At 39.1% G+C, this 25,155-nt stretch carries 24 protein-coding genes and 3 tRNA genes; 15 read left to right on the forward strand and 12 right to left on the reverse strand.

Annotated elements, in window-relative coordinates; all coding sequences use genetic code 11:
* Window positions 1-114: 114 nt before the first annotated feature.
* Entirely contained in the window at window positions 115-1,494 is a 1,380-nt protein-coding gene (locus IQ236_RS03250) for an ATP-binding protein (RefSeq protein WP_193867937.1), read from the forward strand.
* Window positions 1,495-1,948: 454 nt separating this feature from the next.
* Window positions 1,949-4,867 carry a PAS domain-containing hybrid sensor histidine kinase/response regulator gene (locus tag IQ236_RS03255; protein WP_193867938.1) on the forward strand — a complete coding sequence of 973 codons (2,919 nt, stop codon included), beginning with the start codon at window positions 1,949-1,951 and terminating at the stop codon, window positions 4,865-4,867.
* A gap of 175 nt (window positions 4,868-5,042) precedes the next feature.
* Here IQ236_RS03255 and IQ236_RS03260 read toward each other — a convergent pair.
* Both IQ236_RS03260 and IQ236_RS03265 read right to left on the reverse strand, forming a co-directional pair.
* Window positions 5,043-5,116, reverse strand: a tRNA-Pro gene (locus tag IQ236_RS03260).
* 185 nt (window positions 5,117-5,301) lie between these two features.
* The gene (locus IQ236_RS03265; protein ID WP_190517461.1) at window positions 5,302-5,853 is read right to left on the reverse strand and encodes a GNAT family N-acetyltransferase; all 552 of its coding nucleotides are present in this window, start codon (window positions 5,851-5,853) and stop codon (window positions 5,302-5,304) included.
* A gap of 73 nt (window positions 5,854-5,926) precedes the next feature.
* Here IQ236_RS03265 and IQ236_RS03270 point away from each other — a divergent pair, with 73 nt between their 5' ends.
* Window positions 5,927-6,652, forward strand: a complete 726-nt coding sequence (locus IQ236_RS03270) for an ACT domain-containing protein (protein ID WP_190517460.1) — start codon at window positions 5,927-5,929, stop codon at window positions 6,650-6,652.
* A gap of 98 nt (window positions 6,653-6,750) precedes the next feature.
* Here IQ236_RS03270 and IQ236_RS03275 read toward each other — a convergent pair.
* The 4 genes from IQ236_RS03275 to IQ236_RS03290 form a co-directional block, all read right to left on the reverse strand.
* Window positions 6,751-6,822: transfer RNA gene (locus tag IQ236_RS03275), tRNA-Thr, on the reverse strand.
* A 66-nt stretch (window positions 6,823-6,888) separates the two neighbouring features.
* Window positions 6,889-6,970 (reverse strand) — tRNA-Tyr (locus IQ236_RS03280).
* Between the two features lie 71 nt (window positions 6,971-7,041).
* Window positions 7,042-8,154 carry a hemolysin family protein gene (locus IQ236_RS03285; RefSeq protein ID WP_193867987.1) on the reverse strand — a complete coding sequence of 371 codons (1,113 nt, stop codon included), beginning with the start codon at window positions 8,152-8,154 and terminating at the stop codon, window positions 7,042-7,044.
* 201 nt (window positions 8,155-8,355) lie between these two features.
* Complete coding sequence (locus tag IQ236_RS03290; protein WP_190517458.1) at window positions 8,356-9,645, reverse strand: glucose-1-phosphate adenylyltransferase; 1,290 nt, start codon at window positions 9,643-9,645, stop codon at window positions 8,356-8,358.
* A 192-nt stretch (window positions 9,646-9,837) separates the two neighbouring features.
* Here IQ236_RS03290 and IQ236_RS03295 point away from each other — a divergent pair, with 192 nt between their 5' ends.
* The 6 genes from IQ236_RS03295 (at window position 9,838) to IQ236_RS03320 (ending at window position 18,393) form a co-directional block, all read left to right on the forward strand.
* Complete coding sequence (locus tag IQ236_RS03295) at window positions 9,838-10,188, forward strand: hypothetical protein (protein ID WP_193867939.1); 351 nt, start codon at window positions 9,838-9,840, stop codon at window positions 10,186-10,188.
* 6 nt (window positions 10,189-10,194) lie between these two features.
* Window positions 10,195-10,953, forward strand: a complete 759-nt coding sequence (locus IQ236_RS03300; protein WP_193867940.1) for a hypothetical protein — start codon at window positions 10,195-10,197, stop codon at window positions 10,951-10,953.
* Window positions 10,954-11,078: 125 nt separating this feature from the next.
* A complete protein-coding gene (locus tag IQ236_RS03305) occupies window positions 11,079-12,542 on the forward strand; it encodes a glycoside hydrolase family 13 protein (RefSeq protein WP_193867941.1) in 1,464 nt (487 codons plus the stop codon).
* Between the two features lie 139 nt (window positions 12,543-12,681).
* Entirely contained in the window at window positions 12,682-13,878 is a 1,197-nt protein-coding gene (locus tag IQ236_RS03310; protein ID WP_193867988.1) for a M20 family metallopeptidase, read from the forward strand.
* A gap of 91 nt (window positions 13,879-13,969) precedes the next feature.
* Window positions 13,970-15,169 carry a hypothetical protein gene (locus IQ236_RS03315; protein WP_193867942.1) on the forward strand — a complete coding sequence of 400 codons (1,200 nt, stop codon included), beginning with the start codon at window positions 13,970-13,972 and terminating at the stop codon, window positions 15,167-15,169.
* An 89-nt stretch (window positions 15,170-15,258) separates the two neighbouring features.
* Window positions 15,259-18,393, forward strand: a complete 3,135-nt coding sequence (locus IQ236_RS03320; protein ID WP_193867943.1) for an Hsp70 family protein — start codon at window positions 15,259-15,261, stop codon at window positions 18,391-18,393.
* 162 nt (window positions 18,394-18,555) lie between these two features.
* Here the strand turns inward: IQ236_RS03320 and mnmG are convergent, their stop codons facing one another.
* Complete coding sequence (mnmG, locus tag IQ236_RS03325) at window positions 18,556-20,472, reverse strand: tRNA uridine-5-carboxymethylaminomethyl(34) synthesis enzyme MnmG (protein WP_193867944.1); 1,917 nt, start codon at window positions 20,470-20,472, stop codon at window positions 18,556-18,558.
* Window positions 20,473-20,590: 118 nt separating this feature from the next.
* Here mnmG and IQ236_RS03330 point away from each other — a divergent pair, with 118 nt between their 5' ends.
* The 6 genes from IQ236_RS03330 (at window position 20,591) to IQ236_RS03355 (ending at window position 22,868) form a co-directional block, all read left to right on the forward strand.
* Complete coding sequence (locus IQ236_RS03330; protein WP_193867945.1) at window positions 20,591-21,133, forward strand: Uma2 family endonuclease; 543 nt, start codon at window positions 20,591-20,593, stop codon at window positions 21,131-21,133.
* Window positions 21,134-21,136: 3 nt separating this feature from the next.
* Window positions 21,137-21,574: a DUF29 domain-containing protein gene (locus tag IQ236_RS03335; RefSeq protein WP_193867946.1), complete on the forward strand. Its 438-nt coding sequence runs from the start codon at window positions 21,137-21,139 to the stop codon at window positions 21,572-21,574.
* 32 nt (window positions 21,575-21,606) lie between these two features.
* Window positions 21,607-21,867, forward strand: coding sequence for a DUF5615 family PIN-like protein (locus IQ236_RS03340; RefSeq protein ID WP_193867947.1), 261 nt, complete (start codon window positions 21,607-21,609; stop codon window positions 21,865-21,867).
* A 74-nt stretch (window positions 21,868-21,941) separates the two neighbouring features.
* Window positions 21,942-22,181, forward strand: coding sequence for a hypothetical protein (locus IQ236_RS03345; protein ID WP_193867948.1), 240 nt, complete (start codon window positions 21,942-21,944; stop codon window positions 22,179-22,181).
* A 2-nt stretch (window positions 22,182-22,183) separates the two neighbouring features.
* A complete protein-coding gene (locus IQ236_RS03350) occupies window positions 22,184-22,531 on the forward strand; it encodes a DUF433 domain-containing protein (RefSeq protein ID WP_193867949.1) in 348 nt (115 codons plus the stop codon).
* A complete protein-coding gene (locus IQ236_RS03355; protein ID WP_193867950.1) occupies window positions 22,509-22,868 on the forward strand; it encodes a DUF5615 family PIN-like protein in 360 nt (119 codons plus the stop codon). The genes IQ236_RS03350 and IQ236_RS03355 overlap by 23 nt, the downstream gene beginning before the upstream one ends.
* A gap of 204 nt (window positions 22,869-23,072) precedes the next feature.
* Here the strand turns inward: IQ236_RS03355 and IQ236_RS03360 are convergent, their stop codons facing one another.
* The 5 genes from IQ236_RS03360 to IQ236_RS03380 form a co-directional block, all read right to left on the reverse strand.
* On the reverse strand, window positions 23,073-23,468 hold the full coding sequence (locus IQ236_RS03360) for a hypothetical protein (protein ID WP_193867951.1): 396 nt from the start codon (window positions 23,466-23,468) through the stop codon (window positions 23,073-23,075).
* A 205-nt stretch (window positions 23,469-23,673) separates the two neighbouring features.
* A complete protein-coding gene (locus IQ236_RS28145; protein WP_322744074.1) occupies window positions 23,674-23,898 on the reverse strand; it encodes a PIN domain-containing protein in 225 nt (74 codons plus the stop codon).
* Window positions 23,895-24,068 (reverse strand): hypothetical protein, encoded by a 174-nt coding sequence (locus tag IQ236_RS03370; protein WP_193867952.1) that lies wholly within the window; start codon window positions 24,066-24,068, stop codon window positions 23,895-23,897. The genes IQ236_RS28145 and IQ236_RS03370 overlap by 4 nt, the downstream gene beginning before the upstream one ends.
* Window positions 24,069-24,188: 120 nt before the next feature.
* Window positions 24,189-24,635 carry a helix-turn-helix domain-containing protein gene (locus tag IQ236_RS03375; RefSeq protein WP_193867953.1) on the reverse strand — a complete coding sequence of 149 codons (447 nt, stop codon included), beginning with the start codon at window positions 24,633-24,635 and terminating at the stop codon, window positions 24,189-24,191.
* A complete protein-coding gene (locus IQ236_RS03380; RefSeq protein ID WP_193867954.1) occupies window positions 24,635-25,015 on the reverse strand; it encodes a type II toxin-antitoxin system RelE/ParE family toxin in 381 nt (126 codons plus the stop codon). Before IQ236_RS03380 ends, IQ236_RS03375 begins: the two co-directional genes overlap by 1 nt.
* Window positions 25,016-25,155 lie beyond the last annotated feature (140 nt).

A 25,155-nucleotide genomic window follows, 5' to 3' on the forward strand; every position in this document is an offset into this window, starting at 1 on the left:
ATGACCGCTTTTGACCACCATTACCTTAAATGTGTTATAAAATGTTATATAATATTATCTAAAAAGTTATAAAAAATAAGTTATAATAACGAAAAATCACCCCAAACACGATCTATGGAGCTTAAAGAAATTTTAAGATTTGCTGATGAAAAGGTGTTTGCCAAAACCGGGAAACACCTAGATGACTTGCAAGAGGCGATCTTAAAAGAAACATTCCACGGTCGGAAATATGCCAAGATTGCCCAAGATCGTGATTGTACTGAGGGTTATGTTAGGGTTGCTGCGGCTGATCTTTGGAACATACTTTCAGATGTATTCGGAGAAGAAGTTAGTAAAGTTAATGTGAGATCGATACTGGAAAGAGCCAAATTTTATAATAGTTATTCATCAGCTATTAGTGAAAATTATGGAACAGTTAATAATAACCTTAATGTTTGTCAAGAAAGGGCGCGAAGTCCAACAGAAACCCCAAACTCCCAACAAACTCCCAAACAACCCTACATAGACTTAGGCGACGCACCGGAAATATTCAGCTTTTTTGATCGCACTTCCCAACTCTCCACCCTCGAAAACTGGATAACACAAGATCGTACACGCTTAATCGCACTTCTAGGAATCAGTGGTATTGGCAAAACTACCCTTGCCCTTCACCTAATAGACCAAATCAAAACCCAATTTGATTACATCATTTATCGAAGTCTCCGCTTTTCCCCTCCCTTAGAAAAATATCTTTCCAAAATCCTAAGAATTTTCTCCGAATCATCAGAAATACCCCAAAATATCGAAACCAAAATTTCCCAAACTCTCGATTATCTGCGAAAATACCGATGTCTGATTATTCTTGATGACGTGCAGACACTTTTTAGCAGTAATCAACTTGCTGGACAATATAAATTAGGCTATGAAGATTATCAGTTATTTTTTAAACAAATTAGCGAAGTTAATCATAATAGTTGTTTTCTATTAATTAGTTCCGAAAAACCTAGAGAAATTGCTGAATTAGAAAAATCAAATTCCCCCATTCATTCTTTAGTTTTAGGGAGTTTAGGTCTAGGTGCAAAAGAGATTTTAAGCTCATATCAATTATTAGAGGCAGAAACCTGGGAAACTCTAATTAATATCTATCAAGGCAACCCCCTTTGGTTAAATATAACGGCTGCCCTGATTCGAGAATTATTTAGCGGTAAAGTCACTGATTTTTTGCAATATGATATGCCCCTTTTAGATCAATCATTACAATTGCGTTTAGAACAACTCTTGGGAAGATTAACAGAGGAAGAAGTTACGGTAATGACTCAGCTTTCCCAAGAAACAGAGGTAGTTACTCTAGCAGAAATATTAAACAAAACACAATTATCTCATTCTGAATTAATTAATGCAATAAAGTCCCTGTGTATGCGATTTTTATTGGAGACACAAGAGCGGGAAAAAATAACTTTTTTTACTTTAAATCCGGTGGTGCCGCAATATGTCAAAGCTAGGCAAAAGCACTAATTAAAATAGGATGAATTCAATAACAGAAAAGATTTAATTAATGCTGTATAAATGGTGCGTGCGCTGCGCTTACACACCCTACAATTGGGGATATTATTAAATAAGTTTATTAACAATTTTTTGATAGCCAAAGCTATCATGATTTATGGGGATAAGGTTTATTTTAAAGATCGGATTTATCTCTGGTATATCGATCTCCGAAAACAAAAATAAACAGCAATGTTTTAAGCTTAATTACGGTTTGATTGTAAACCACGCTACAAAAAAAGTTAATAATAGAATAGGCAAATTGTGATATATTAATTATTTAACTCTTAACTGATACAGGCGAGTTCTATGAGTCCCTGCTGAACCAACTATACCTTAATCAACCCGCCCCTACCACTGCAACCCGAATCAAAACGCCAAACCTAACACCTAATATCGGAAACCCAAAACTACAGGAGTAACAATCGTGAATCAAGGGGGAAAGATATCTCAATTTGAAGATATCTTGGCCAAAGGTGGTGAAATCGGTAAGCTCTTATCTGCTATTGATTGGAATGGAACCTCTCTGGGCAGTATCTCGACTTGGCCACAGAGTTTACGCACAGCCCTGAATATTAGTTTGACATCTCCTTTACCCATGATTGTGTTTTGGGGTGAAAACTTTATTCAACTGTATAACGATGCCTATTGTTTATTATGGAAAATTCTCGATCCCAAACTAAGTTTAGGACAACCAGCTTCTGAAGTTGAGGGGGAATTGTGGAACTATATTCACCCCTGTCTTCAGACCGTATTCACAACGGGAGAAACTGCCCAAATCCTCAACCAACCGCTACAAATTGAACGAGATGGGGATGTTAAAACCTGTTATTTCTCCTTCACTTCTAGTCCGATTTGGACGGAAACCGGAAGTATTGGTGGTATTTTTACAACAGTAACGGAAACGACTTTAGAACGGGTTAATACCCCTGCTCAGGAAGATACACAACGAAAAAACCTTTTACAACAATTAGAAACCGAACGTACCCGACTTGAGGCTGTATTACAACAAATGCCTGCGGGGGTATTACTAGCGGATGGAAAATCTGGTCAACTAATTTTAGCAAATAAACAGGTGAGTCAAATTATTGGCTATTCCTACGAGACAGAATCCAAACTTGAAGAATATGATCAAATTGTAGATTTCGAGGGTTTTCGGGCGAATGGTCAACGGTACGCACCGGATGAATGGCCCTTAATGCGATCGCTCTCAACGGGAGAAATTGTCACCGCCGAGGAAATCCGTTTAGAACGAACTGATGGAAATCAAGTCTTTATTTCCGTGAATTCTGCTCCCATTCGAGATCAACAAGGAGATATTGTCGCCGCCGTTGCTATTTTTCAGAATATTACCCAAGGGAAACGGGTTGAACAAGCCTTAAAAGAAAGCCAGATCTTGTTTGAAGGGTTCATGCGACATATTCCAGCCATCGCTTATATCAAGGATGAACAAGGTCGTTATATTTATGCGAATTGGGTGGCGACCCAATTAGTCGATAGTTCCCTAGAGAATATTATTGGTAAGACGGATTTTGAGTTATTCCCAGAAATAGCATCCCAGTTTCAACAACATGATCAAGCCGTTCTGAGTTCCGCTCAAGCGGCGGAATTCTTGGAATGTATCACCCGTAATGGGGTTGAGTTCTATGGGATGTCGTTTAAATTTCCCATCACCGATGCTGCGGGTCGTCATTTGCTGGGGGGAATGTCCTTTGATATTACCGAACGCAAACGCCTGGAAGATGCTTTGCGAGTCAGTGAAGCCAAGTTTAAGCGTTTAGTTGATGCCAATATTATTGGGGTGATTGTTTGCAATTTAGATAAGATTGTGGAAGCCAATGATGTATTTTTACAGATGGTGGGTTATACCCGTGAACAATTAATAGCGGGTGAAATTAGTTGGCTCAATTTAACACCACCTGAATATCTTGATGTGGATGAACAAGGGTTAGAAGAACTTCGCAATACCGGAAAATGCCCTCCCTTTGAAAAGGAATATATTCACTCGTCGGGAAGTCGGGTTCCCATTTTAATCGGGGCAACTTTATTAGAAGAAAATCCCCTGACTTGGCTTTGTTTTGTCTTGGATTTGACTGAACTCAAACAAACCGAAATTGAACGGGAAGAACTTCTGAAGCGAGAACGAACAGTGCGGGAAGAAGCAGAGGCCGCAAATCGGATTAAGGATGAGTTTTTGGCGGTTTTGTCCCATGAGTTGCGATCGCCTTTAAATCCGATTTTAGGATGGGCGAGTTTATTGCGGACGGGGAAGATTAATGAGGAAACAACCCATCGTGCTTTAGAAATTATTGAACGTAATGCTAAGTTACAGGCGCAACTGATTGAGGATTTGTTAGATGTGTCTCGGATTTTACGGGGAAAGTTAGCGTTAAGCACATTTCCGGTACATTTGGACAATGCGATTCATGCGGCATTAGAGACGGTACAATTAGCCGCCGATGCTAAGGAAATTGGGCTTTATACCCACCTAGAACCAAATGTACGCCCAGTGTTAGGGGATTTAGGTCGTTTACAACAAATTATTTGGAATCTGGTTTCTAATGCGGTTAAATTCACCGATCCGGGGGGTCGGGTTGATATCTATTTAGAAACGGTGAATAACCAGGGTCAAGTTAGGGTTCAGGATACGGGCCAAGGAATTACACCGGATTTTCTACCCCATGTTTTTGATTATTTTCGTCAAGCGGATAGTACCACTACTCGGCAGTTTGGGGGGTTGGGATTGGGTTTAGCCATTGTTCGGTATTTAACAGAGTTACATGGGGGGATGGTTTGGGCTGAAAGTCCAGGGGACGGACAGGGGGCTACGTTTACGGTGAGATTACCTTTAATGATGGAGGGGGAGGAGACGGATTTTGATGGGGAATTAATCTTAGATGTTATTGATTTAACCGGGATTAAAATTCTGGCTATTGATGATGAAGCAGATATGCGGGAGTTAGTTGCATTTTTCTTGGAAGAAGCGGGGGCTTCTGTGCAGTTAGCGGATTCGGCTCAAGAGGCTTTATTGTTATTAAATGAATCCTTACCTGATGTGATGATTTGTGATATTGGAATGCCAGACGTGAATGGCTATATGTTGATGAGTGAAATTAGAAACAAACCTTTAGAAAAAGGGGGGAAAATTCCCGCCATCGCCTTAACCGCTTATGCGGGAGAAACCAATCAGAAAAAAGCTTTGACGGCTGGATTTCAAATGCACTTATCTAAACCCGTTGAACCGGATAAATTAGTCGCAGCGATCGCCAAATTATTAAAACAGACAAAACTCAAATCTAGGGAGTCTAAAGGGATTGTACCCCAGAATAATATTGATGGGATTTGACAATTGTGAATTGATGTGATAGAGATTTGAGCTTGAGACCTTACTCCAGAGAGAGCTAAACATTGCCTATCTTGTTTCTATCTTGTATCCTTAAGGTAGAAACACTAGATACAAGCAACGGGATGTAGCGCAGCTTGGTGGTGTAACTGCTTTGATTAAAGGTGTCGTGGTCGAATCGGGATGACAGGATTTGAACCTGCGGCATCCTGCTCCCAAAGCAGGCGCGCTACCAAGCTGCGCTACATCCCGTTAAATCTTTTCCTAGTATAACCTAAATTTGCACGGATGGGATTAAAAATTGCAAAATTGATCACAAAGCTGGGTTTCAGGTTTCGGGTTTCAGGTTTCGGGTTTAAGCTGTTTTTCCCATCCCAACACTTCTTCCCTAACACCTGAGACCTGAGACCTGACACCTAACACCTAACACCCTCAGCCTAATCTGGATACCAGAACATTCCTTTAATCCCCTCTGGATCGGATATAAAACCCAAATTTCGGTAAAAATCCACAACATGAGGGTCAGCAAATAGAGTAATGTTGCTGATATCATCGCTACGGAGTTTCTTGATGATAAATTTCATCAAGGCTTTACCCAGACCTTTACTTTGGAAATCTGGGTGAACGACCACATCCCAGAGAGTCGCATTAAACGCATGATCGGATGTAGCTCTAGCAAAACCAATCAGCCGTCGCTGGTTGCCCCGAATTTGCCACATGGAAACGACAAGGAAACTATACTGAATGGCTTTTTTGACTTTACGCAGGGGCCGCCGAGACCAACCGACTGCACTGCAAAGTTCTTCCAACTCATATAAATCAATGTCCCGATCGGTGCTAAAAAAAATGCGACCATTATTATTCGATGATGGGCGAGAGTTGAGAAATACTGACTCCTCGCCTCCAACCTCGTATGCCTCATACTCCGCTATCTGGGAGAATGAGGAAGAGGAATCCGAACTGCTAAACAAGTTTTTCCAAAAACCCATGCAGGCGTGGTTATGGTAATAGATGATGAATCACTGTACTAGATAGTATATCTCCCGTACCTTCACCTGAATTATGGCTCCTGGCTTAAAACCTTCAACTTTGGAACTCCTAAAACGCTTCAACCGGGCGTTTCCACAGTTTTATGAGCAATTTGTCAGTAGTGAAATTCAATTGCAAAACTTGAAACTCGCCTATCAAGTTTATAAAACGAAACAAGCGGTAATTGAAATTCAGCCCGATGGCAATAAAAGCGCCCTGCATTTTGCCTATCGGAATCAGTCGTTTTTACTCAGTGATATTTTCGGGGTTTTGGCTGCTTATGGCCTGACGATTCACAGTCTCAGTTTGTATGGCCAAATTTACCCGCCCATGTTGGTGTTTATTAAGTTGGTGCTGTCTCGTGGGGGTAAAGCTCTCAGCGAGAAAACCTCAGAAAACGTCTGTCGGGCTGTCCGAGAAGCTTTGGCCGGACATTTCGAGGTGGAAGAAATGTTAGCGGTAGAATTTAACCTGGATGCAGGTTTAGAAGATGTCGCAACGGAGTTTTATGTTGACCCGGTGTTTCACCTCCCAGCGTTATTGATTGAAGCCGACAACCAACCTGGACTTTTTTATAAAGTCATGTATGCGATCTGGCAAGAAGATTTATTAGTTGTGAATGCCAATTTATTAGTTTGGCGGGGACGAACCCGATTAATTTTATATCTCTTAGGGCCGAATGAAAGTCTGATTCCTGAATATCTTGGCCAAAAAATCGCCGAAGGAATGCGACAACGGTTAATGGGAGAGCGCTTTTAAAGACAATATGGGCTACAGTGGTAGAATCTCCCTTGCGTAAGGCTGAAGTCAGGATGTCAGCCTTGTCAGCAAGTGCTTAGAGTGAACGAAAGAACATAAGCCCGTGACGAGGATTGAACTCGTGACTTCCTCCTTACCAAGGAGGTACTCTACCACTGAGTTACACGGGCAAAAAAAATTAAGAATTAAGAACTAAAACTTGGAAGTTCCTAATCTCTAAGGTTTAATTTTAGAGGTGGGCCGAGCTGGATTTGAACCAGCGTAGGCGTAGCCAGCGGATTTACAGTCCGCCCCCATTAACCGCTCGGGCATCGACCCATTTATTCAACAATTTTATATAGTAGCACAATCTCAGGAAATGTCTAGGGGTTTGGAAAACTTTTTTTTCATTAGGAGGAAGGAGGCTCAAAACCCTGACGATTCGGGAGTCTGCGGAATTGTTCAGGGGTTCGGTTTGGACGGGAGGGATTGCGGGGACGTTGGGTGCGGCTCGGAAAATCGCTCTCATCGTAAATTTCCCCGACTAACTCCTCTAAAATATCTTCTAAGGTGATTAACCCAACGGTTCCCCCATATTCATCAACCACAATCGCCAGGTGGAGGCGCTGTTGTAGCATTTCCTTGAGCAAATCCCCGACCCGTTTGGTTTCGGGAACGTAAACCGGAGGACTCATGGCTTCTGTAACCGAAATGGTGTTGCGTTCCTCCTCGTGGGTATGAGCCAATTGTAACGCCCGTTTTAAATGAACAATCCCCACAATTTCATCTTTGGATTCTCCCTGAACGGGAATTCGCGAATATCCGGTTTCTAAACATAACTCAATCACTTCCGGTAAAGTGGCTTGGTGGGAAATGGTTCGCATCTCAATTCGAGGTTTAACGACTTCTCGCGCCATTAAATAATCCATCATCAACGCTTTATTTAAAAGTTGATGTTTTTGCCAGTCTAACTGACCTCGACCCCCTAAAATTTCAATCATCAGTCGTAAATCTTGTACCGATAATCCCTGCTGGGCACCACCCGGACTAAACAGACGAATAATACTTTGAGTAATGGTTTCTAATAAAACAATTACCGGAGACAGAACAATCGATAACCAATAAATCGGGCGAACAATAGCTTTAAAAATGGGTAAAACGTTGTTAATGGCAAAGGATTTAGGAGTGATTTCTCCAAAAATTAGGACTAAGAAGGTAACAACAGCCGTTGCAATTCCTATTCCTGCATTCCCTAGCCAAATGGCAAATAAATTACTGGTAAGAATAGCCGAGAAATTATTCACCAAGTTGTTTCCCACTAACAACGTTGTGATAAATCTTGCCCGTTTTTCCAAAACCAAGGTATACATTCCATTGGGGTCGCCTTGTTCTTTAATTAAAGCTCGCAGTTTTAAATTATCGAGGGCGGTGATAGCCGTTTCGGAACCGGAGAAAAAGGCAGAGAGAACCAGCATGAAGGTCAGAACCAGAACATCTAGCCCAACATTTCCCAGTAAAGGCATCGCTTCCGCAAGGGCAAACAAGAATTCAGACGGAAAAGTTGTAAACACAACAGGATAAAGTTATCTAAAAAAACTGTTTTGATTGTAGAGCATTGTCATTGCAATCAGCCAATTTTGAACAGGAATCTATGCAAGAAAGGACTCCTGATTTTCAGGAAGTCCTCTGAATACAATGGGTTAAGTTTTATTTTTGAAGTCGCCTTAAATCACGGTATCATCAGGAATCACCGCATTTTTAAGAACAACAACAATCCCACTGCGGATATAAAATCCTAAATCTTCCCGTTCGGCTTCTTGGATATTATCTTTGTTGATAATTTTAACATTGCGACCAATGCGGGCATTTTTATCAACAATTGCCTTACGAATTAAGGTATTAGAACCAATCCCTAATGGTACTTCACCTTCTTGTAAACCCGATTGACGTTCTGAAAACGGTTGATAAAAGTCTGAACCCATAAGCAGGGTATCTTCAATGGCACATCCAGCTTCCACACGGGAACGTAAGCCCAAAACAGAATGATCAATCCGACATTCTTTGAGAATACAACCCTCAGCAACAATGGATTCAGTAATGTGACAATCTAAGATTTTCGTGGGGGGTAAATAACGAGAACGGGTATAAATCGGGGATTTTTCGTCGTAAAAACTAAAGGAAGGTTCAGGTTGTTGGGTTAAACCAATATTGGCATTATAAAATGCTTCAATGGTTCCAATATCTTCCCAATAGTCTTTAAATAAAAACGCTTGAACATTATGATCATCGGAGGCGTCGGGAATAATTTCTTTACCAAAATCTGTCTGTTCAGGATTGTCTGTTAACAGCTTAATCAAGACATCTTTGTTAAAGACATAAATCCCCATCGAAGCAATATAAGGATTTTCTTTGGCTTGTTCAGGAGATAAACCCAACATGGAGGTATCGACCTGCATTTGTTTGAGGGCGTCCCCTTTTGGTTTTTCGCTGAAACTGACCACTCGCCCTGAGTCATCCAGTTTCATTAAGCCAAAATCAGAAGCTCGTTTTTCATCAATGGGTAATACGGAAAGGGTAATATCCGCATTTGTATCTAAATGACGTTGGACAAATTCTCGATAGTCCATGCGGTAAAGATGATCACCGGATAAAATCAGATATTGGTCAACGTCCCATTCTTGAAACAGCCATAAATACTGACGCACCGCATCTGCTGTACCCTGAAACCAATTCGGGTTTTGGGCGGTTTGTTGGGCGGCTAACACTTCTGTAAAGCTATCATCAAAGCCAGAGAAGTTATAGGCACGAGCAATATGACGGTTTAAGGATGCTGAGTTAAACTGGGTTAAAACGTAGATTTTGAGGATTTCGGAGTTAATACAGTTACTAATGGGGATATCGATTAACCGATATTTCCCCGCGATGGGCACCGCAGGTTTGGCCCGCACTTTGGTTAAAGGATACAGGCGGCTACCCGCACCGCCACCGAGAATGATTGCTAAAACTCGTTTCACAAAAAATTACCTCTCAACTGCCAATAGTCTTCCCAAGTCCAGTGTCCGACTGTACGGTACTCTTGACAAGGGGGGAGCAGCAAAACCTGTCTTAAGTTTGGGTTAGGGTTAAGTTAGGAGGATCAGGTAACAATTGTCAACTTATAATTACTTCAGATATATTTATTACTGTTCACCAGACTATGTAAGATAATGGGTAATGATGGAAGCCATAGGGGTAGGATACAAGCTCAAGGAGGTAAAGTTGAAAAGTCATGCAATTGGGATCAAGCAACTCCGCTTACAGCAAAAAAAGGACGAGAATTAGTACAAAAGTTAAAGAATCAGCTTACTCCTTCTCAACTAAGAGAGCGAGAAGAATCTTTTAAGAAAGTGGATAAATACATTACCCGTGCTGCAAATGCTGGTGGAGTAGATGCTCCAGTTTCCAAAAGCTTTCTAAACTTTCCAAAAACCGATTCTAAGATTCGAGTTGATATAGAAGTAATTACGGGTAAAGCTTTTGTCCCAGATCCAGATGATGTACAAGTTCAAGAACAGTAAATTTGTATGGTAAACTCTCTAGAACAAAAAACTTATGAATTATGGGTTGATGAAGATGGTAGTTATGATTTCTTTCCATCAACTAATGCCAGTGCACGTGCGTTGTTAGGCGATGATGCTAAGTTAGTTAAAAAATTTGAAGCTGATACATGGGAGTTAGCCCAAAAAAAGCGTTATGATTATTTAAAGTGGGGACAATATCATCCATATAAACAAAGTGATCAAGAAGGTGTTTGTATAACTGATTCAAAAGGAAGACAAACGAAATTACAAATTAATAAAATATTTTCCAAAAAAGAAGCTAGTGAAATAACACAGATTAGCTTTAAAGAAATGTCCTTTTTAGAAAAAAATAAAATAGTAGTTCCTGACAGAGATTTTAAGAACAATAAATCATACTCTCTTCCACAAATATTACAATTACAAGCTTATGTTCTTATTAGTAAAGATAAAAATGTTATTGTTAATGTTAAGCCAAATATCATAAAAAAAGTTTTGACTTTTTATTCAAATAATTTTAAAGATTTTAGTCTATATCAAACATTTCCTTATTCAATAGGATCAAATGTAAAAACTTTGGAAAGAGATTTGTCAGACAAAGATGAATTACTTGAGCAAATAAAACAATTTGATTTTGTTCATAAAACTGTATACCAAATTTATATTTATCCTAGTTTATTAAATATTATTGAAGCTTTGCATAAAAATATTCAGTTAAAATATGATATGGATTTTGATGAATTTAAACATATATTAGTAGCTTGATTTTACTAACTATTCTGGAAAATATAGCGGTTCTTCTCCTGGTATTGAGTCTTGCTAGAGATAGATTTTTTTGAGTCAAAATTAGATTATAATTTTTGAATTTGAACAAGTCAGAAACGACTCTTATGCCAATAAAAACTCCTGATTGGGTCAAACACGCGGTATTCTATCAAATTTTTCCCGATCGCTTTGCTCAAGCCGCCATTCCGCGCAAAAAATTGTTAAGCTCTGATCGCTGGGAACAATGGGATTTACCACCGAGTTTACAAGGATATAAAGGAGGAAATTTATGGGGGGTGATAGAACAATTAGATTATTTACAAGATTTAGGGATTAATGCCATTTATTTTACCCCGATTTTTCAATCCGCTTCCAATCATCGTTACCATACCCATGATTATTATCAAATTGACCCCATCTTAGGCGGAAATCCGGCGTTTGAGGAAATGCTAAAAGCGGCTCATCAACGCAATATTAAAGTTGTGTTGGATGGGGTATTTAATCATGCTAGTCGGGGCTTTTTTCAGTTTCATGATATTTTAGAAAATGGCCCCCATTCTCCTTGGTTAGATTGGTTTAAAATTGAAGACTGGCCGTTATCTGCTTATGATGGCAGTAAACCTGCAAATTATGTGGGTTGGGTGGGAAATCGAGCGTTACCTCAATTTAATCATGATAATCCTGAAGTTAGGGAATATATCATGGAAGTTGCCGAATATTGGGTAAATTTAGGCATAGATGGTTGGCGTTTAGATGTGCCCTTTGAAGTCAAAACTCCGGGGTTTTGGAAGGAATTTCGAGAGCGAGTGAAAGCAGTTAATCCAGAAGCTTATATTGTGGGAGAAGTCTGGGTTGATGCTAGAGAATGGTTAGATGGAACCCAATTTGACGGGGTGATGAATTATTTATTTACAGGCCCAACCATTGCGTTTACCGCCGGCGATCGCGTTAAAATGGAATTAGTCGAAAGCCCTTCTTATTCTCCCTATCCTCGCTTATTTGCAAAAGAATATGGAGAAAAAATTCAAGCGTTATTAGAGTTATATCCTTGGGAAATTCAACTCACCCAATTGAATTTACTGGATAGCCATGACACCGCTCGATTAATTAGTGTGGCTGGAGGGGATAAAGCGACTGTTCAATTATCAACCTTATTGTTATTTACGTTTCCCGGTGCCCCTAGTATTTATTATGGGGATGAAGTCGGGTTAGAAGGACAACTTGATCCTGATTCTCGTCGCAGTTTCCCGATGAAAGAGTCTTGGCATCAGGATGTTTTAGACTATCATAAAAAACTGATTGCGATTCGTCATCAGTATAAGGCATTACGAATCGGTTCCTACAACATATTATATGCTGAGGGAATTGTTTATGGGTTTGCCCGATGCTTAGAAAACGAGGAAGTGATGGTTTGGGTAAATTCAGGAACTGAACCCGCCCATATTAATTGTACAGTTACCGATTTAAAAACCTGTCCGAATCGGTTAATTTATGGAGAAGGAAAAATTAGTTGGAAACCCGAAGATGAACACACAGAATTAGAGGTATACCTTCCCCCGCGTCAAGGGATAATTGTAGCGAATTTTTAGGATCTTCGAGGAGAGAAATTCATGCCAGGGTATGGAAATACCATGCCCTGAGATTAGACAATTATCCTATAATAAAAAATTGACTTTAATTCAATATTTGGTAATTTTATTGCATCCCATGACCCAGACTCCCCCATCTATGCTTGACAAAATTAAGGACATTGCGACTACTTTAGCACCTCGGTTAATTGAAATTCGTCGCCACATTCATGCACATCCAGAACTCAGTGGTCAAGAATATCAAACCTCTGCTTATGTGGCTGGGGTTTTGTCCTCCTGCGGAATTAAAGTTCAAGAAGGGGTGGGAAAAACGGGAGTTATCGGAGAACTCAAGGGAAACACCACCGCTTCCCGTTGGTTTGCCATTCGCACGGATATGGATGCTTTACCGATGACGGAATTAACGGGGTTAGAGTATGCTTCCCGACAGATGGGAGTCATGCACGCCTGCGGACATGACCTGCACACCACCTTGGGGTTAGGAACAGCGATGGTGTTATCTCAGTTAGGTCGGGAATTTCCCGGAAAAGTGAGGTTTCTTTTCCAACCTGCCGAGGAAATTGCCAAAGGCGCGACCTGGATGGTACAGGATAACGTCATGGAGGATGTTGCTGGGATTTTGGGGGTTCATGTCTTCCCCAGTATTCCCGCCGGATGTGTGGGACTGCGCCAAGGTGCGTTAACGGCGGCTGCGGATGATTTAGAATTAACCATTATCGGAGAGTCGGGTCATGGTGCACGACCTCATGAAGCAAAGGATGCCATCTGGATAGCCGCACAGGTAATTACAATGTTACAACAAGCCATTAGTCGCACCCAAAATCCGTTAAGACCTGTGGTTTTATCCATTGGTCAAATTATGGGGGGACGGGCTCCTAATATTATTGCCGATCAAGTTAAATTATTAGGAACGGTGCGATCGCTTCATCCTGAAACCTACGAAGCTTTACCTAATTGGATTGAACAAATTGTTGCCAATGTCTGTCAAATGTATGGGGCAAATTATGAGTTAAATTATCGTCGGGGCGTGCCTTCAGTACAAAATGATCCGATATTAACTCAAATTGTAGAAGAAACGGTACGAGAAGCCTTTGGCACTCAAGCTATTGTGAATTTACCCGAACCCTCTTTAGGTGCAGAAGATTTTTCCGTCTATTTAGATTATGCACCGGGCATGATGTTTCGTTTAGGGGTTGGACACAAAAATAAACAAAATTATCCCTTACATCATCCGAAATTTGAAATTGATGAATCCGCGATTATTACGGGAGTGGTGACTTTAGCTTATTCTACCTATAAATATTGTCTGAAACAATTAACGATGGAAAAGAGTTAATCAACAGGTTGACTATTGTAAAGAAATGTAAAGTTTGCGTAACCCTTGGGGGAACTGCCTATAACTCTATAGTTCTTAACAGTTTCAACCCATGACCCGCGACTTTGAACCCAGTAAACCCATTAAACCCGCTTTAGCCCGTGCTCAACGTCCTTCTCCCTCCCTCGTTCAGTTAGATTTATCTGACCCGGTGTTAACCACCTCTCCTTGGTATCAACTGGCTGAATTTTGCAATGAATCTTACAAAAATTTTATTCCTCGCAACGAAGAGTATCAACAAGAACAAAAAAATCTTGCACCCACTCAGAAAAAATGTGTAGAAATTCTCAGTAGCACCACATTCAATCATTGGGATGAACTCATTAAACAAAATTTTCGTTCTTTTGAACACCGAGAAAAGAAAATAGCAGATCGCTTCTTTTTTAGATTATCTAAACGATATAGTGATTCTCCCCTGGAATGCCAACAAAAATTAAAACAGAACATTCAAACCTTTATTGAGTTAGCTGAATATGCTTTACTAACATCAGATAATCGAGATTTATTGAAAATTAGTGAATTTTCTGATAACCTCAAAGATCTGAATAATTCTCCCGAAAGAACGTTTTATTTCCTTGAACAACTGCCACAGCAATTAGACCCTTTATTTCAATCTTTATTACTGAATTATTCAGAAGGATATAAAACCCTTTTAGAGTGGGGATCTTCGGAATTTTTAAAGGATTTTTGTTTCCAACTTCAAAAAAAATTCAAAATTACCTATACCGCGATTAAAGACCAAGCGGCTCAAGACTTAGTTCGGGAACTGGAAGAAACAAAAGTCAATCTTTGTCGTGAAATTGACTATTTAAAACAAGAAAATGCAGACTTAAAAGCAGAAATTCAAGCCATTGAAGCACAAGCTTTTCAAGATGCCGTCTGTCAACTGACTCGAACCTTACAACATCGACCTCAGCCTATTTTAGACCAAATTGTTGACCTGTATCAACGCTTGAATAAACGCGCTGAACAAGGAGAAACTTTAAGCAATGATGATTTGAGAATTTTAATCATCTTAGGGTCTATCTTAGAAGCCTTGCGATCTCTAAATATTACCTCTTTTCCTGAAGATCTCCATCAAATCTTTCGGTTACGAGGAGAAGATTTGAACCAATATTCTTATATTGAAGGTTCCACCTTTGCCACTCCAGAAGATGAAAAAACCGTTTCCTGTGTTCGTTATGGTTGGCAAGTCGGTTCAGAAATTATTACCCCAGCACAAGTGAAAGAAAGTTCTCAACCCCAGGAATAAATGAATAATTCCTGTAGTTTTCAAGGCATCAGACTTGAGAAAAATTAACTGAAATTATCCACTGTTTTACCCCATTATTAAGGTGAATTATGAACAATATTGCTGTTTTATTAGATTTAGATAATATCAAACCTCAATTATCGGAAATTGAAACGTTATGTGCTGAGTATGGAACCTTAATTGAACGCCGTGCCTTTTGTAATACTCCTGCGGTTTTAACCGCCTATGGCAATGCTTTTCGTGAATTTAAGTATCGATTTGAATTAACCCCTGGACTGGCGACTGTTCCCCAAGAAGTCGATCATTTAATTATTCAGACCACCCGTGAACTGATTGAAAATCCGAAATCTAATATTAAACTGATTGCAATTGTCAGTAATGATAATGGTTATGCACGATTATTTAGAGACTTAAAATTAAAAGGCATAAAAACCCTTGTTATTGGTAATCAAATCGGGAATCAATTGCGAGAAACTGCCGATCATGTCAGATTGTTACAGGGAATTATACAACCTATTTATATGGGAATTGATCTAGGAACAACTAATACCGTCATTGCCAGAGCAAATTTGAATTTAGTGACTCAACAATGGACAGCTACAGAACTTTCAATCCCGATTAAAAATGAACAAGGATCACTATTCAATCAATCCATGATTCCTTCCCATATCCGATTTAATTCTAAAACAGAAGCTGAAGTAGGGCAACATATTAAAACACAATATTATGCCTTTTCAGATAAAACGATTTTATCTTGGAAACATAATATGGGTGTTTCTATCGATAATAAATCCTTTACTTATCAACTCAGTTCAGGAAATATTTTACCAGAAGAAGCGGCTTCTAAAATCCTATTACACTGTCGAAATGAATTAACCAGGCGATATAACGAAATACAGGGAGTTGTCATTACTCATCCGGCTTCCTATGAATCTGATGCGATTGAAGCTACTCGAAAAGCTGCTATGTTAGCGGGATGGGAAGAAGGAGAAATTGTACTTTTAGCTGAACCTCAAGCGGCATTATATGACTTTCTTTATCGCATTCAAAAAGGAGAAATTCATCAAGTTTTTGATTTGAATCAACCTTGCAATATCTTGGTTTATGATTTGGGAGGAGGCACCCTCGATATTACCTTACATAATATTCAATGGAATCAAAGCAAGGCTGAATTTATTATTCAGGATCTTGCTATTGGTTCCCGTACCCGTGTCGGAGGTGATATTGTTGATCAATTAATTGCAGATTATATTCTGCAAAATGCTCCTAATGTTAAAAACTTGCCCGAAGGCGAACGAAAAAAACTCCGGTATGAACTGGAAGTTTATGCAGAAAAATTTAAGAAAACCTGGGGAAGTGAGTACACTTATTCCAGTCAAAAGCAAAATTTTCAGTATTCTTTCCAAGGGGGATTTTTAAATGGGGACTGCCCCATTCTTTACTATATTAGTAGTAAGAAAATGCAGGAGATTTTATCTCCTTTACTCTGTGAAGATCTGAGTTTGGATCTTCTGGAAACCCTCAATCCTGAAACAGCGTTTAATGAATCTCCGTTTACGGATCGATTCAATACGTTTGTGGTTCCGATATTAGAAGTTTTGCTCAAAGCAAAACAAAATTTAGGTGAGATTCCCCCCATTGATTTTATTTTATTAAATGGAGGGATGACTTATTTTCCACCCATTCGAGAACGCTTAGGGAAACTCTTTGGTAAAGTTCCCCTTTTAGAAGAAAATCAACCGGATGTAGCCGTCGCACGGGGAGCCGCCCTTTATGCCGCAGGAGCTTTAAAATCCGTTGATCGCATTAATCCTACCAATATTCATTTAGAAGTCTCCGATAAAGGCGAACATAACTTGCGTTTATTAATTAAGCAAGGGCAAAAATATCCCTATAAAACAATATTTAAAGGGTTTAAACTTCCCAATCAAGAAAGCGGTTATCTAGGGTTTAATATTTGGGTTGGAATGGGAAATAAACCCAATGTTAATACGAAATTACAACGCCAACGTCAAGTTAATTTTGAAGAGATTAAACAAGCTAATCTATCTCCGGGCTGTTTACTGGATATGGAAATTGAGTATACCTTTGATGAACGATTATTATTAACTTTAATTTCAGAATCAGGGGGGCGTTTTAAATTAGCTGTTGATTCGGAAATTGTTTCAATCCCTAACAAAGAAAAAACTAAGGAGACTTGTCCTTCGACCTCTAGTTTTTCTGAAGCAGAAATTACAATCCCCACTATTGACCGAAAACGAGCCGGACAAGCTATTATTCCAGGGATTCGAGTTAAATTTCCTGAGTGGGAGGCGTTAGCAAAAAGCCTGAATAATAACTGGAATAATGGTCACTTTCAAGACCGATTTAGGGAGTTAAGAATCAGAACAAAAACCTGCGAAAATCGCCAAGAAATTATTCATCATTTATTAGGATGGTTAGAATCGGGTCAAATCTTAGAAACATCCACATCTGGGATTAAAACCTTAATGGCGGTTCGCGGATTAACTGAAATTTTTGAAACCATCAGCACCGATGACAGTTTAGCATCGGGTTTAGAAACGCGATATCAACGATGGATTAAACAAAAATTTGAAACCGGGTTACATCAACTTTCTAATACTTTATTTACTGATATTGCAGAAACCCCAGGAAAATTACTGTGGAGAGGATTTGACCAACATCTAATTATAGCTTTTCGACGCTATCAACAACAACCCCAAGCTTTATCCTTTCTCAATTCCTTAGCTAAATGTGGTAAACCCACAGAAAATAGTCTGGATATTTTGCATCATGTTATCAAAACCAGTCCCCATATTGGACAGCGTGAAAAAGCAGCTTGGGCGTTAGGACGATTAATGAGTCCGGGTCAACCTGAAGAATGGAAACCTCAATTTGAAGACGTTGAAAAAGCTGCTCAATTCGCTTTAAATCAACTTGTTAAATCTGAAAATAAACCTCAAGTTGCTACAAATTTACTCGGATGTTTATATCTCTGTACCCTATGGAAAATCAAAGGAAAAGCCTTAAGTGATGAGATTTATCAGCAAGTAGAACAGTTACCCAGTCGTAGTTTACCAGTTGACCAACAACTTCAGGGTTATCCGCAAATTCAAGCAACGTTTGAAGAACGACTGGAGTTATTGCCCAAATTATTAAATAGTCAAAACATTTCTCAAGAAGATGTCAAAAAAATCAATGTCTTTATTCTCGAAGTTTCTTAGAGTATAGCAAGTCTAAATGAATTGTATACTCATAATCAGCCCAATTATTAATTCTAAACAATACCCAAGTTTTGGGTAGGGGCGAGGCGCGCCTCGCCCCTGAATTGGATTTTCAGACTGATGTACAACTGATTTAAACTTACTATCAAAAATCAGTGAACTTTAAGAATTAAGACTCACCTGATGTTGACGATTTCGCACTTCTAAATATATCAATAACGCATTAATATCAGCAGGATTAACCCCCCCAATTCTCGACGCTTGACCCACCGTTAACGGTTTAACTTTCATTAACTTTTCTCGTGCCTCCATAGATAAAGTTTCAATTTTCATGTAGTCCAAATCTTCAGGTAATGAACGATTTGACTGGCGACTCACTTGGTCAATTTGGTTTTGTTGGCGTTGCAGATACCCTGAATATTTAATCTCGATTTCTGTTCCTTCTTTCTCCAGTTGATTCAAATTAACATTGCCTAAATTATACTTTTCTAAATCAACGTAATGGAATCCCGGACGACGCAATAAATCCGCTAAGGTAATTGACCCTTTAATTTTTTGTTGGGTGTCATTGGCGATGGCAATTCCTACCGGATCATTTTCCTTAATTCGAGTTGAGTATAACCGCTCTTTTTCAGCAATAATATTCTCTTGCTTCCGTTGAAATAACTCCCAACGACGGTCATCAATTAACCCAATTTCTCGACCCAAGGGCGTTAACCGTTCATCGGCATTATCAGACCGTAATAATAACCGATATTCAGACCGACTTGTTAACATTCGATAGGGTTCTCGTAAATCTTTTGTACACAAATCATCAATTAACGTTCCGATATAACTTTGTTCACGGGAAAATACAACCATCTGTTGATGTTTAACAAATCTCACCGCATTAATTCCGGCTACAAAACCTTGCGCTGCCGCTTCTTCATAGCCCGTTGTGCCATTAATTTGTCCCGCACAAAATAGCCCCTCAATTTTCTTCGTCATCATCGTTGGATAACATTGAGTTGCAGGTAAATAATCGTATTCCACCGCATAAGCCGGACGCAACATTGCACAATTTTCTAACCCTGGAAGACTTCTTAACATTTGCAATTGCAACGTTTCTGGTAAACCCGTCGAAAATCCTTGAATATACAATTCAGGAATATCTCGACCTTCCGGCTCAATAAAAATTTGATGACTTTCTTTATCCGCAAACCGAACAATTTTATCTTCAATACTTGGACAATAACGGGGGCCTTTTGAATCTACCCAACCGCCATAAACCGGAGATAAATGCAAGTTTTCTCGAATAATTCGATGGGTTTCGGCAGTCGTTCGAGTCAAATGACAACACATTTGTTCCCGTTCAATTTGAACGTCTGGGTCGAAACTAAACCACCGCACTTCTGTATCTCCCGGTTGCGGTTCTAACTTAGAATAATCTACAGACCGTTTATCAACTCGCGCCGGAGTTCCGGTTTTTAATCGTCCGGTTTCAAAGCCTAAACGGTTGAGAGTTTCTGTTAACCCAATAGCCGCAAATTCTCCCGCCCGTCCCGCCGCCATTGATTTATTCCCAACCCAAATTATTCCCCCTAAAAATGTACCCGTTGTTAAAATTACCGCTTGGCATTTAAAAGCAACTCCAAAATAAGTTTCAACCCCAATAATTTCTTGATTTTTACCTAAAATTAAATCCGTTACCATCCCTTCTCGGACGGTCAAATTATCCTGATTTTCTACAATATTTTTCATCACGGCGGCGTATTCTCGTTTATCGGTTTGAGCGCGTAACGCCCACACCGCAGGGCCACGAGAAATATTCAGCACTCGTTTTTGCAAATAGGTACGGTCGGCCATTTTGCCAATTTCCCCGCCCAAAGCATCAATTTCATGGACAAGTTGGGACTTAGCAGGGCCTCCAACAGCCGGGTTACAGGGTTGCCAAGCGATTTTATCCAGGTTGAGGGTTAAAAGTAGGGTACGACATCCCAACCGTGCGGAAGCCAGCGCCGCCTCACAGCCTGAATGTCCAGCACCGACCACAACAATGTCAAATTCATCTAAAAATTCTACTGAGGATGTTAGGGTCATGGGTTAGGTTAAGGTTTTATAGACTTATTTCTTGATTTTAGCGGTTAAAATTAATATCATCTTAAAAATGTTAATGTACAAACAACTCAACTCTATAACAAAAATAAGTAATTCTGTTATGAAGATGTTAGCAAAATGGTCTATAGAGGATTATCACCAGATGATTGATGCTGGGATTTTGGGCGATCGCAATGTCGAACTATTAGCAGGTGAAATCGTTGAAATGAGTCCCGAAACCCCCATTCATTATTATACGGCTGAGGAAGGTACACAATACTTACAAACCTTGTTAGCGAGTAAAGCTCATGTTCGTTTTAATGGCCCCATTACCCTGTCAAACTCTGAACCTGAACCGGATATTGCCATTGTTCGACTGCCGAAGTCAACCTATAAAGATCATCATCCTTATGCTGAGGATATCTATTGGTTAATTGAAGTGGCTAAAAGTAGTTTAAAAAAAGATTTAGAATTAAAATTATCAATTTATGCTCAAGCTCTCATCCCTGAATATTGGGTTTTAGATTTATCTCAGAAGCAATTAATTGTATTTAGAAACCCTGAACAAAACAATTATTTGAGTCAACAAATTTTTAGCCAAGGGATAATTAACCCCTTAGCGTTTCCTGATGTTCAAATATCCTTTGAAAGACTGGTGAGTTAAACAATGAATCCTAATCTTTACGAAAAAGACTATTACCAATGGTTAAACGAAACGACTTACCTCCTAACAGAAGGCCGTTTTTCTGAATTGGATATTCCGAACTTAGTCGAAGAAATCGAATCAATGGGGAAAAGCCAAAAACGAGCGATAGAATCCTATCTGAATGTCCTATTATTGCATCTATTAAAATGGAAATATCAGCCCGGACATCGAAGTGGGAGTTGGAGAAGTTCAATTCGCAATAGTCGGTGGGGAATTCACAAACGAATTCAGGAAAGTCCCAGCTTAAAATCCTATCCCCAAGAGACTTTTTTAGAATGTTACACTTTAGCCAGAGCGAATGCTGCTGATGAAACTGGATTACCCTTAGAAATGTTTCCCGAACTTCCACCTTTTACCCTTGAACAGGTTTTAGATGATCAGTTTTTACCCTCCGAATAAACCGCATTAGAGAGAACAGGAGAAATTAAAACATGAAAGTTCGGTTTCTCCTTGATGAAAATTTGCCGCCAAAATTGAGGTTGGCGGTACAACGTTTTAATTCAGATATTGATATCATCCGAGTCGGTGAACCGGAAGCACCCCCATTAGGAACCCTTGATCCAGAACTGCTGAATTATTTGGAAATCTCGCAACGATTATTAGTAACAGACAACCGTAATAGTATGGGAGGACATTTACAGGATCATTGCCTCTATAATATATTCCCAGGATTGAGCCTGGGAACGAGGTAACAGGGTAAATTTAGTAATGATTATAATTTCTTGCTATAATATCCTGACAGGTTAACAACGCTCAAAAAACATTTATGTCAATTGTTGTAACACTTACTCCTGAACTGGAAGCAAAACTACGAGAAAAAGCCACCAAGCAAGGACAGGATATTAATATTGTTGTGACTGAACTTCTCAACCAAATCTTAACATGGGAAGCGGATGATACAGAAGAAGCGATTGAGGGAATTAAACGAGGGTTAGAGGATTTTGAACAAGGACGGTTTCGAGATTTTGATCAATTTGTTCAAGAACAATATAACAGATCGTTTTAATTATGCAGTTAGAAGATTACTTAGAATTTATTCATCCTGATGAAATTCGTCTCAAAGGTCATCGCATTGGTATTGAGGATGTGATCAAATACTATCTGGATGGATACACCCCAGAACAAATTTTACAAGAGTTACCCACTCTCAACCTTGAAAAAATTTATGCTGTGATTACCTATTATTTACAAAATCGTTCCCTGTTGGATGCTTATCTATTGCGGTTAGGGAAACAGCGAGAACAACATTATCAAGAGTTTATCACTCATCCTTCACCCTTAAGACAACGTTTACAAGCGACTAAGCAACAGAGAGAACAGGAGAAATTAAAATATGAAAGTTCGGTTTCTCCTTGATGAAAATTTGCCGCCAAAATTGAGGTTAGCGGTACAACGTTTTAATCCAGATATTGATATTATCCGAGTTGGAGAACCGGAAGCACCCCCATTAGGAACCCTTGATCCAGAACTGCTGAATTATTTGGAAATCTCGCAACGATTATTAGTAACAGATAACCGCAATAGTATGGGAGGACATTTACAGGATCATTGGGGAAAAGGAGGTCATATTTGGGGCTTAGTTTGGTTACGTCCCAATGGTACAATTAGAACTTGGGCAGAATCCTTAGTATTAATTTGGGAAATCACTGAAGCTGAGGAGTGGTTAGACAAATTAGACTGGATACCTTATTAACTATTATCTTAATAAATTAAAGCGATCGCCTCCTAAAACTCCCCTCGTTCCCTCGTTTTTAGGTTCTACCTAGAAATGATATTAGGGTGGCTCTGCCACCTGAAATAAGAGGCGGAGCCTCTGATATAATATTCCCAGGTAGGAACCTGGGAACAAGGCAAAATTGCCGATCAATTTAATGATTAATGAGTGTTGATATAAAACTTAAGGGAGAATAACTTGTAAACCTTTATTCAAGGTTTTTATACCTTGACCCATACCCAAGTAGCCACACACGGCTTCAAATGCGATAGCAGGGGGAAAAGCAATAGAGACTGCTCCATCAACGAGATAGCAACTCCCGACAACCATACCTCCTGTTGCAAAGGTTTTAGCCACATTACAACTAATTTCTTCGATAGCATTATTTGGACTATTTTGGTAGCATCTTGTAGCTGAGTTAATGGTTTGCTGAGTGGCTTCACCGACTATATTGATCACTGATGATCCTGCATTAGTAAAATTATCTAATGGAGAGGCATAGACAGGCTTGACATTCACCACGATACCTAAAAATGCAATTAAACCAGCTAATAATAGCATTGACACTTTTCTGAACATCACAATGATCTCCTATTTTTGATTGTTCTGCATTTAATTAACTGTTGTTAACTTACCATACTGCTATAGCTGAATCTAGTATAACATGACACTTTATGAATTGTCTAATCTCTCATTAATTTCCCTCCTGTTGTTGAATCATGTGATTGGCTACGCGCCGCTAGAGGCGATCACACCATTGAACTCCAATAGTCAAACCCTCCCTTTAAAGAGAATGAAACCGATTTTCTATTTTCAATCCATCAAAGTCTTTAAAATCAGAGACATTATTAGTGACTAAAATTAAATTATTCGTAAACGCAATAGAAGCAATTTGATTATCAGTAAAAGCGGGACTTTTACCCACCTTAGATAACCTTGATCTTTCTTGTGCATGATATTGTGCTGCTTTTAAATCATAATTGAATAAAGGGAGTTGTGCTAAAATCACAAAGTATCATCGTCAATACTCTCTAAGTCTACCCTTTGTCTAAAATTTTGTAATGCTGACCAAAAATCATTAACCTCTCTAATTTCTATTAACATTTCTTGATTATCGGGAAAATCGACTTCCTCTAACAACTCAATAATTTTGCCTCTTTTAATTGCTTTCACGAACATAATAATCAAAATCTCCCGATATGTTATTGTTAATTAACCTATGCTAGAAATCACATCTCCGATATCTTGGGGAGTTGCACCCGTCGCTAAAATTGCCAACTCATTTGAACTTAATTTAACTTAACCTACAGATAATTTATCCTGTTTAAACGCCGTAATATCTTGATAATTATTTTCTAACTCTTCAGAAATATCTAATACTGTTGATAGGGATGCTTCAAATTCTTCTGGTGTCATTCTCAACAATGCAGGAATAACCGCTACTTTTTTACCCTTGAGTAAAATCGTGACCTCGAAATCTGCACCTAACGCATCTAAATAAGCTAACACCGACTCAAAAGCATGATCATTATTGGCACTTTCTAACTTAGAAATCCAACTTTGAGTCACTCCCATTTTTTCTGCTAATTCTGCTTGAGTTAACCCTAAGTTTTTTCGTAAATTTCCCATGACTTGAGTTAAGGTTAATCTAAATAATTCCTGTCTTTCGATGAGTTGCATTTCTGGGGTATCAGGAATAATTTTATCAAGGAAAGCGAGAACATCTTGAGTATTCGTTTCTGTCATTAATTTTCCTCCTGTTGTTGAATGATGCGATCGCGTCGTCTAACCGCAATATTAATTTCTGCTTTAGGTGTTTTGCGACTTTTCTTTTTAAACCCATGTAATAGGACAAAACGCCTTCCAACAAAAGCACAAAGAAAAATCCGCGGATTATTCGGTGTATTATCTAATCGTAATTCATACAAATTTGTTTCGGTGACAATTTTATCTAAAATATCAGATCTTTCTCTTAATAATCTTAATCCATAACTCCTCAACAATTTTAGTCGCAGTTGTAATTGCTTCAGTTCCCCTGGTGTTAAAGACGGATCTTGGAGAAAATATTGAACGGGTACACTACCATCAGACTCGATATAAAACTCGATGTTCCATTCTTCTGTCACGCCTTAGCATTATTCCTTATATATTCTAAATTTGTCATATTTTATAATAACATGAACCTGACCTAAACTTCAATTCTTGAACACAACCCAACATTCTCATCTTCAACAAATCGAGGATAACGCTAAGATAATTAAGGACT

This window comes from Planktothrix mougeotii LEGE 06226, assembly GCF_015207485.1.
Taxonomy (GTDB): Bacteria; Cyanobacteriota; Cyanobacteriia; order Cyanobacteriales; family Microcoleaceae; genus Planktothrix.

What these genes read in the sequence shown, in the direction of transcription:
- IQ236_RS03320 (WP_193867943.1), top strand. Translation starts at nt 15,259, where the DNA reads ATGAACAATATTGCTGTTTTATTAGATTTAGATAATATCAAACCTCAA.
- mnmG (WP_193867944.1), bottom strand. Translation starts at nt 20,472, where the DNA reads ATGACCCTAACATCCTCAGTAGAATTTTTAGATGAATTTGACATTGTT.
- IQ236_RS03355 (WP_193867950.1), top strand. Translation starts at nt 22,509, where the DNA reads ATGAAAGTTCGGTTTCTCCTTGATGAAAATTTGCCGCCAAAATTGAGG.
- IQ236_RS03295 (WP_193867939.1), top strand. Translation starts at nt 9,838, where the DNA reads ATGGGTAATGATGGAAGCCATAGGGGTAGGATACAAGCTCAAGGAGGT.
- IQ236_RS03375 (WP_193867953.1), bottom strand. Translation starts at nt 24,635, where the DNA reads ATGACAGAAACGAATACTCAAGATGTTCTCGCTTTCCTTGATAAAATT.
- IQ236_RS03285 (WP_193867987.1), bottom strand. Translation starts at nt 8,154, where the DNA reads ATGCCTTTACTGGGAAATGTTGGGCTAGATGTTCTGGTTCTGACCTTC.
- IQ236_RS03300 (WP_193867940.1), top strand. Translation starts at nt 10,195, where the DNA reads ATGGTAAACTCTCTAGAACAAAAAACTTATGAATTATGGGTTGATGAA.
- IQ236_RS03335 (WP_193867946.1), top strand. Translation starts at nt 21,137, where the DNA reads ATGAATCCTAATCTTTACGAAAAAGACTATTACCAATGGTTAAACGAA.
- IQ236_RS03270 (WP_190517460.1), top strand. Translation starts at nt 5,927, where the DNA reads ATGGCTCCTGGCTTAAAACCTTCAACTTTGGAACTCCTAAAACGCTTC.
- IQ236_RS03360 (WP_193867951.1), bottom strand. Translation starts at nt 23,468, where the DNA reads ATGTTCAGAAAAGTGTCAATGCTATTATTAGCTGGTTTAATTGCATTT.
- IQ236_RS03370 (WP_193867952.1), bottom strand. Translation starts at nt 24,068, where the DNA reads ATGTTCGTGAAAGCAATTAAAAGAGGCAAAATTATTGAGTTGTTAGAG.
- IQ236_RS03345 (WP_193867948.1), top strand. Translation starts at nt 21,942, where the DNA reads ATGTCAATTGTTGTAACACTTACTCCTGAACTGGAAGCAAAACTACGA.
- IQ236_RS03250 (WP_193867937.1), top strand. Translation starts at nt 115, where the DNA reads ATGGAGCTTAAAGAAATTTTAAGATTTGCTGATGAAAAGGTGTTTGCC.
- IQ236_RS03265 (WP_190517461.1), bottom strand. Translation starts at nt 5,853, where the DNA reads ATGGGTTTTTGGAAAAACTTGTTTAGCAGTTCGGATTCCTCTTCCTCA.
- IQ236_RS03340 (WP_193867947.1), top strand. Translation starts at nt 21,607, where the DNA reads ATGAAAGTTCGGTTTCTCCTTGATGAAAATTTGCCGCCAAAATTGAGG.
- IQ236_RS03330 (WP_193867945.1), top strand. Translation starts at nt 20,591, where the DNA reads ATGAAGATGTTAGCAAAATGGTCTATAGAGGATTATCACCAGATGATT.
- IQ236_RS03315 (WP_193867942.1), top strand. Translation starts at nt 13,970, where the DNA reads ATGACCCGCGACTTTGAACCCAGTAAACCCATTAAACCCGCTTTAGCC.
- IQ236_RS03310 (WP_193867988.1), top strand. Translation starts at nt 12,682, where the DNA reads ATGCTTGACAAAATTAAGGACATTGCGACTACTTTAGCACCTCGGTTA.
- IQ236_RS03305 (WP_193867941.1), top strand. Translation starts at nt 11,079, where the DNA reads ATGCCAATAAAAACTCCTGATTGGGTCAAACACGCGGTATTCTATCAA.
- IQ236_RS03350 (WP_193867949.1), top strand. Translation starts at nt 22,184, where the DNA reads ATGCAGTTAGAAGATTACTTAGAATTTATTCATCCTGATGAAATTCGT.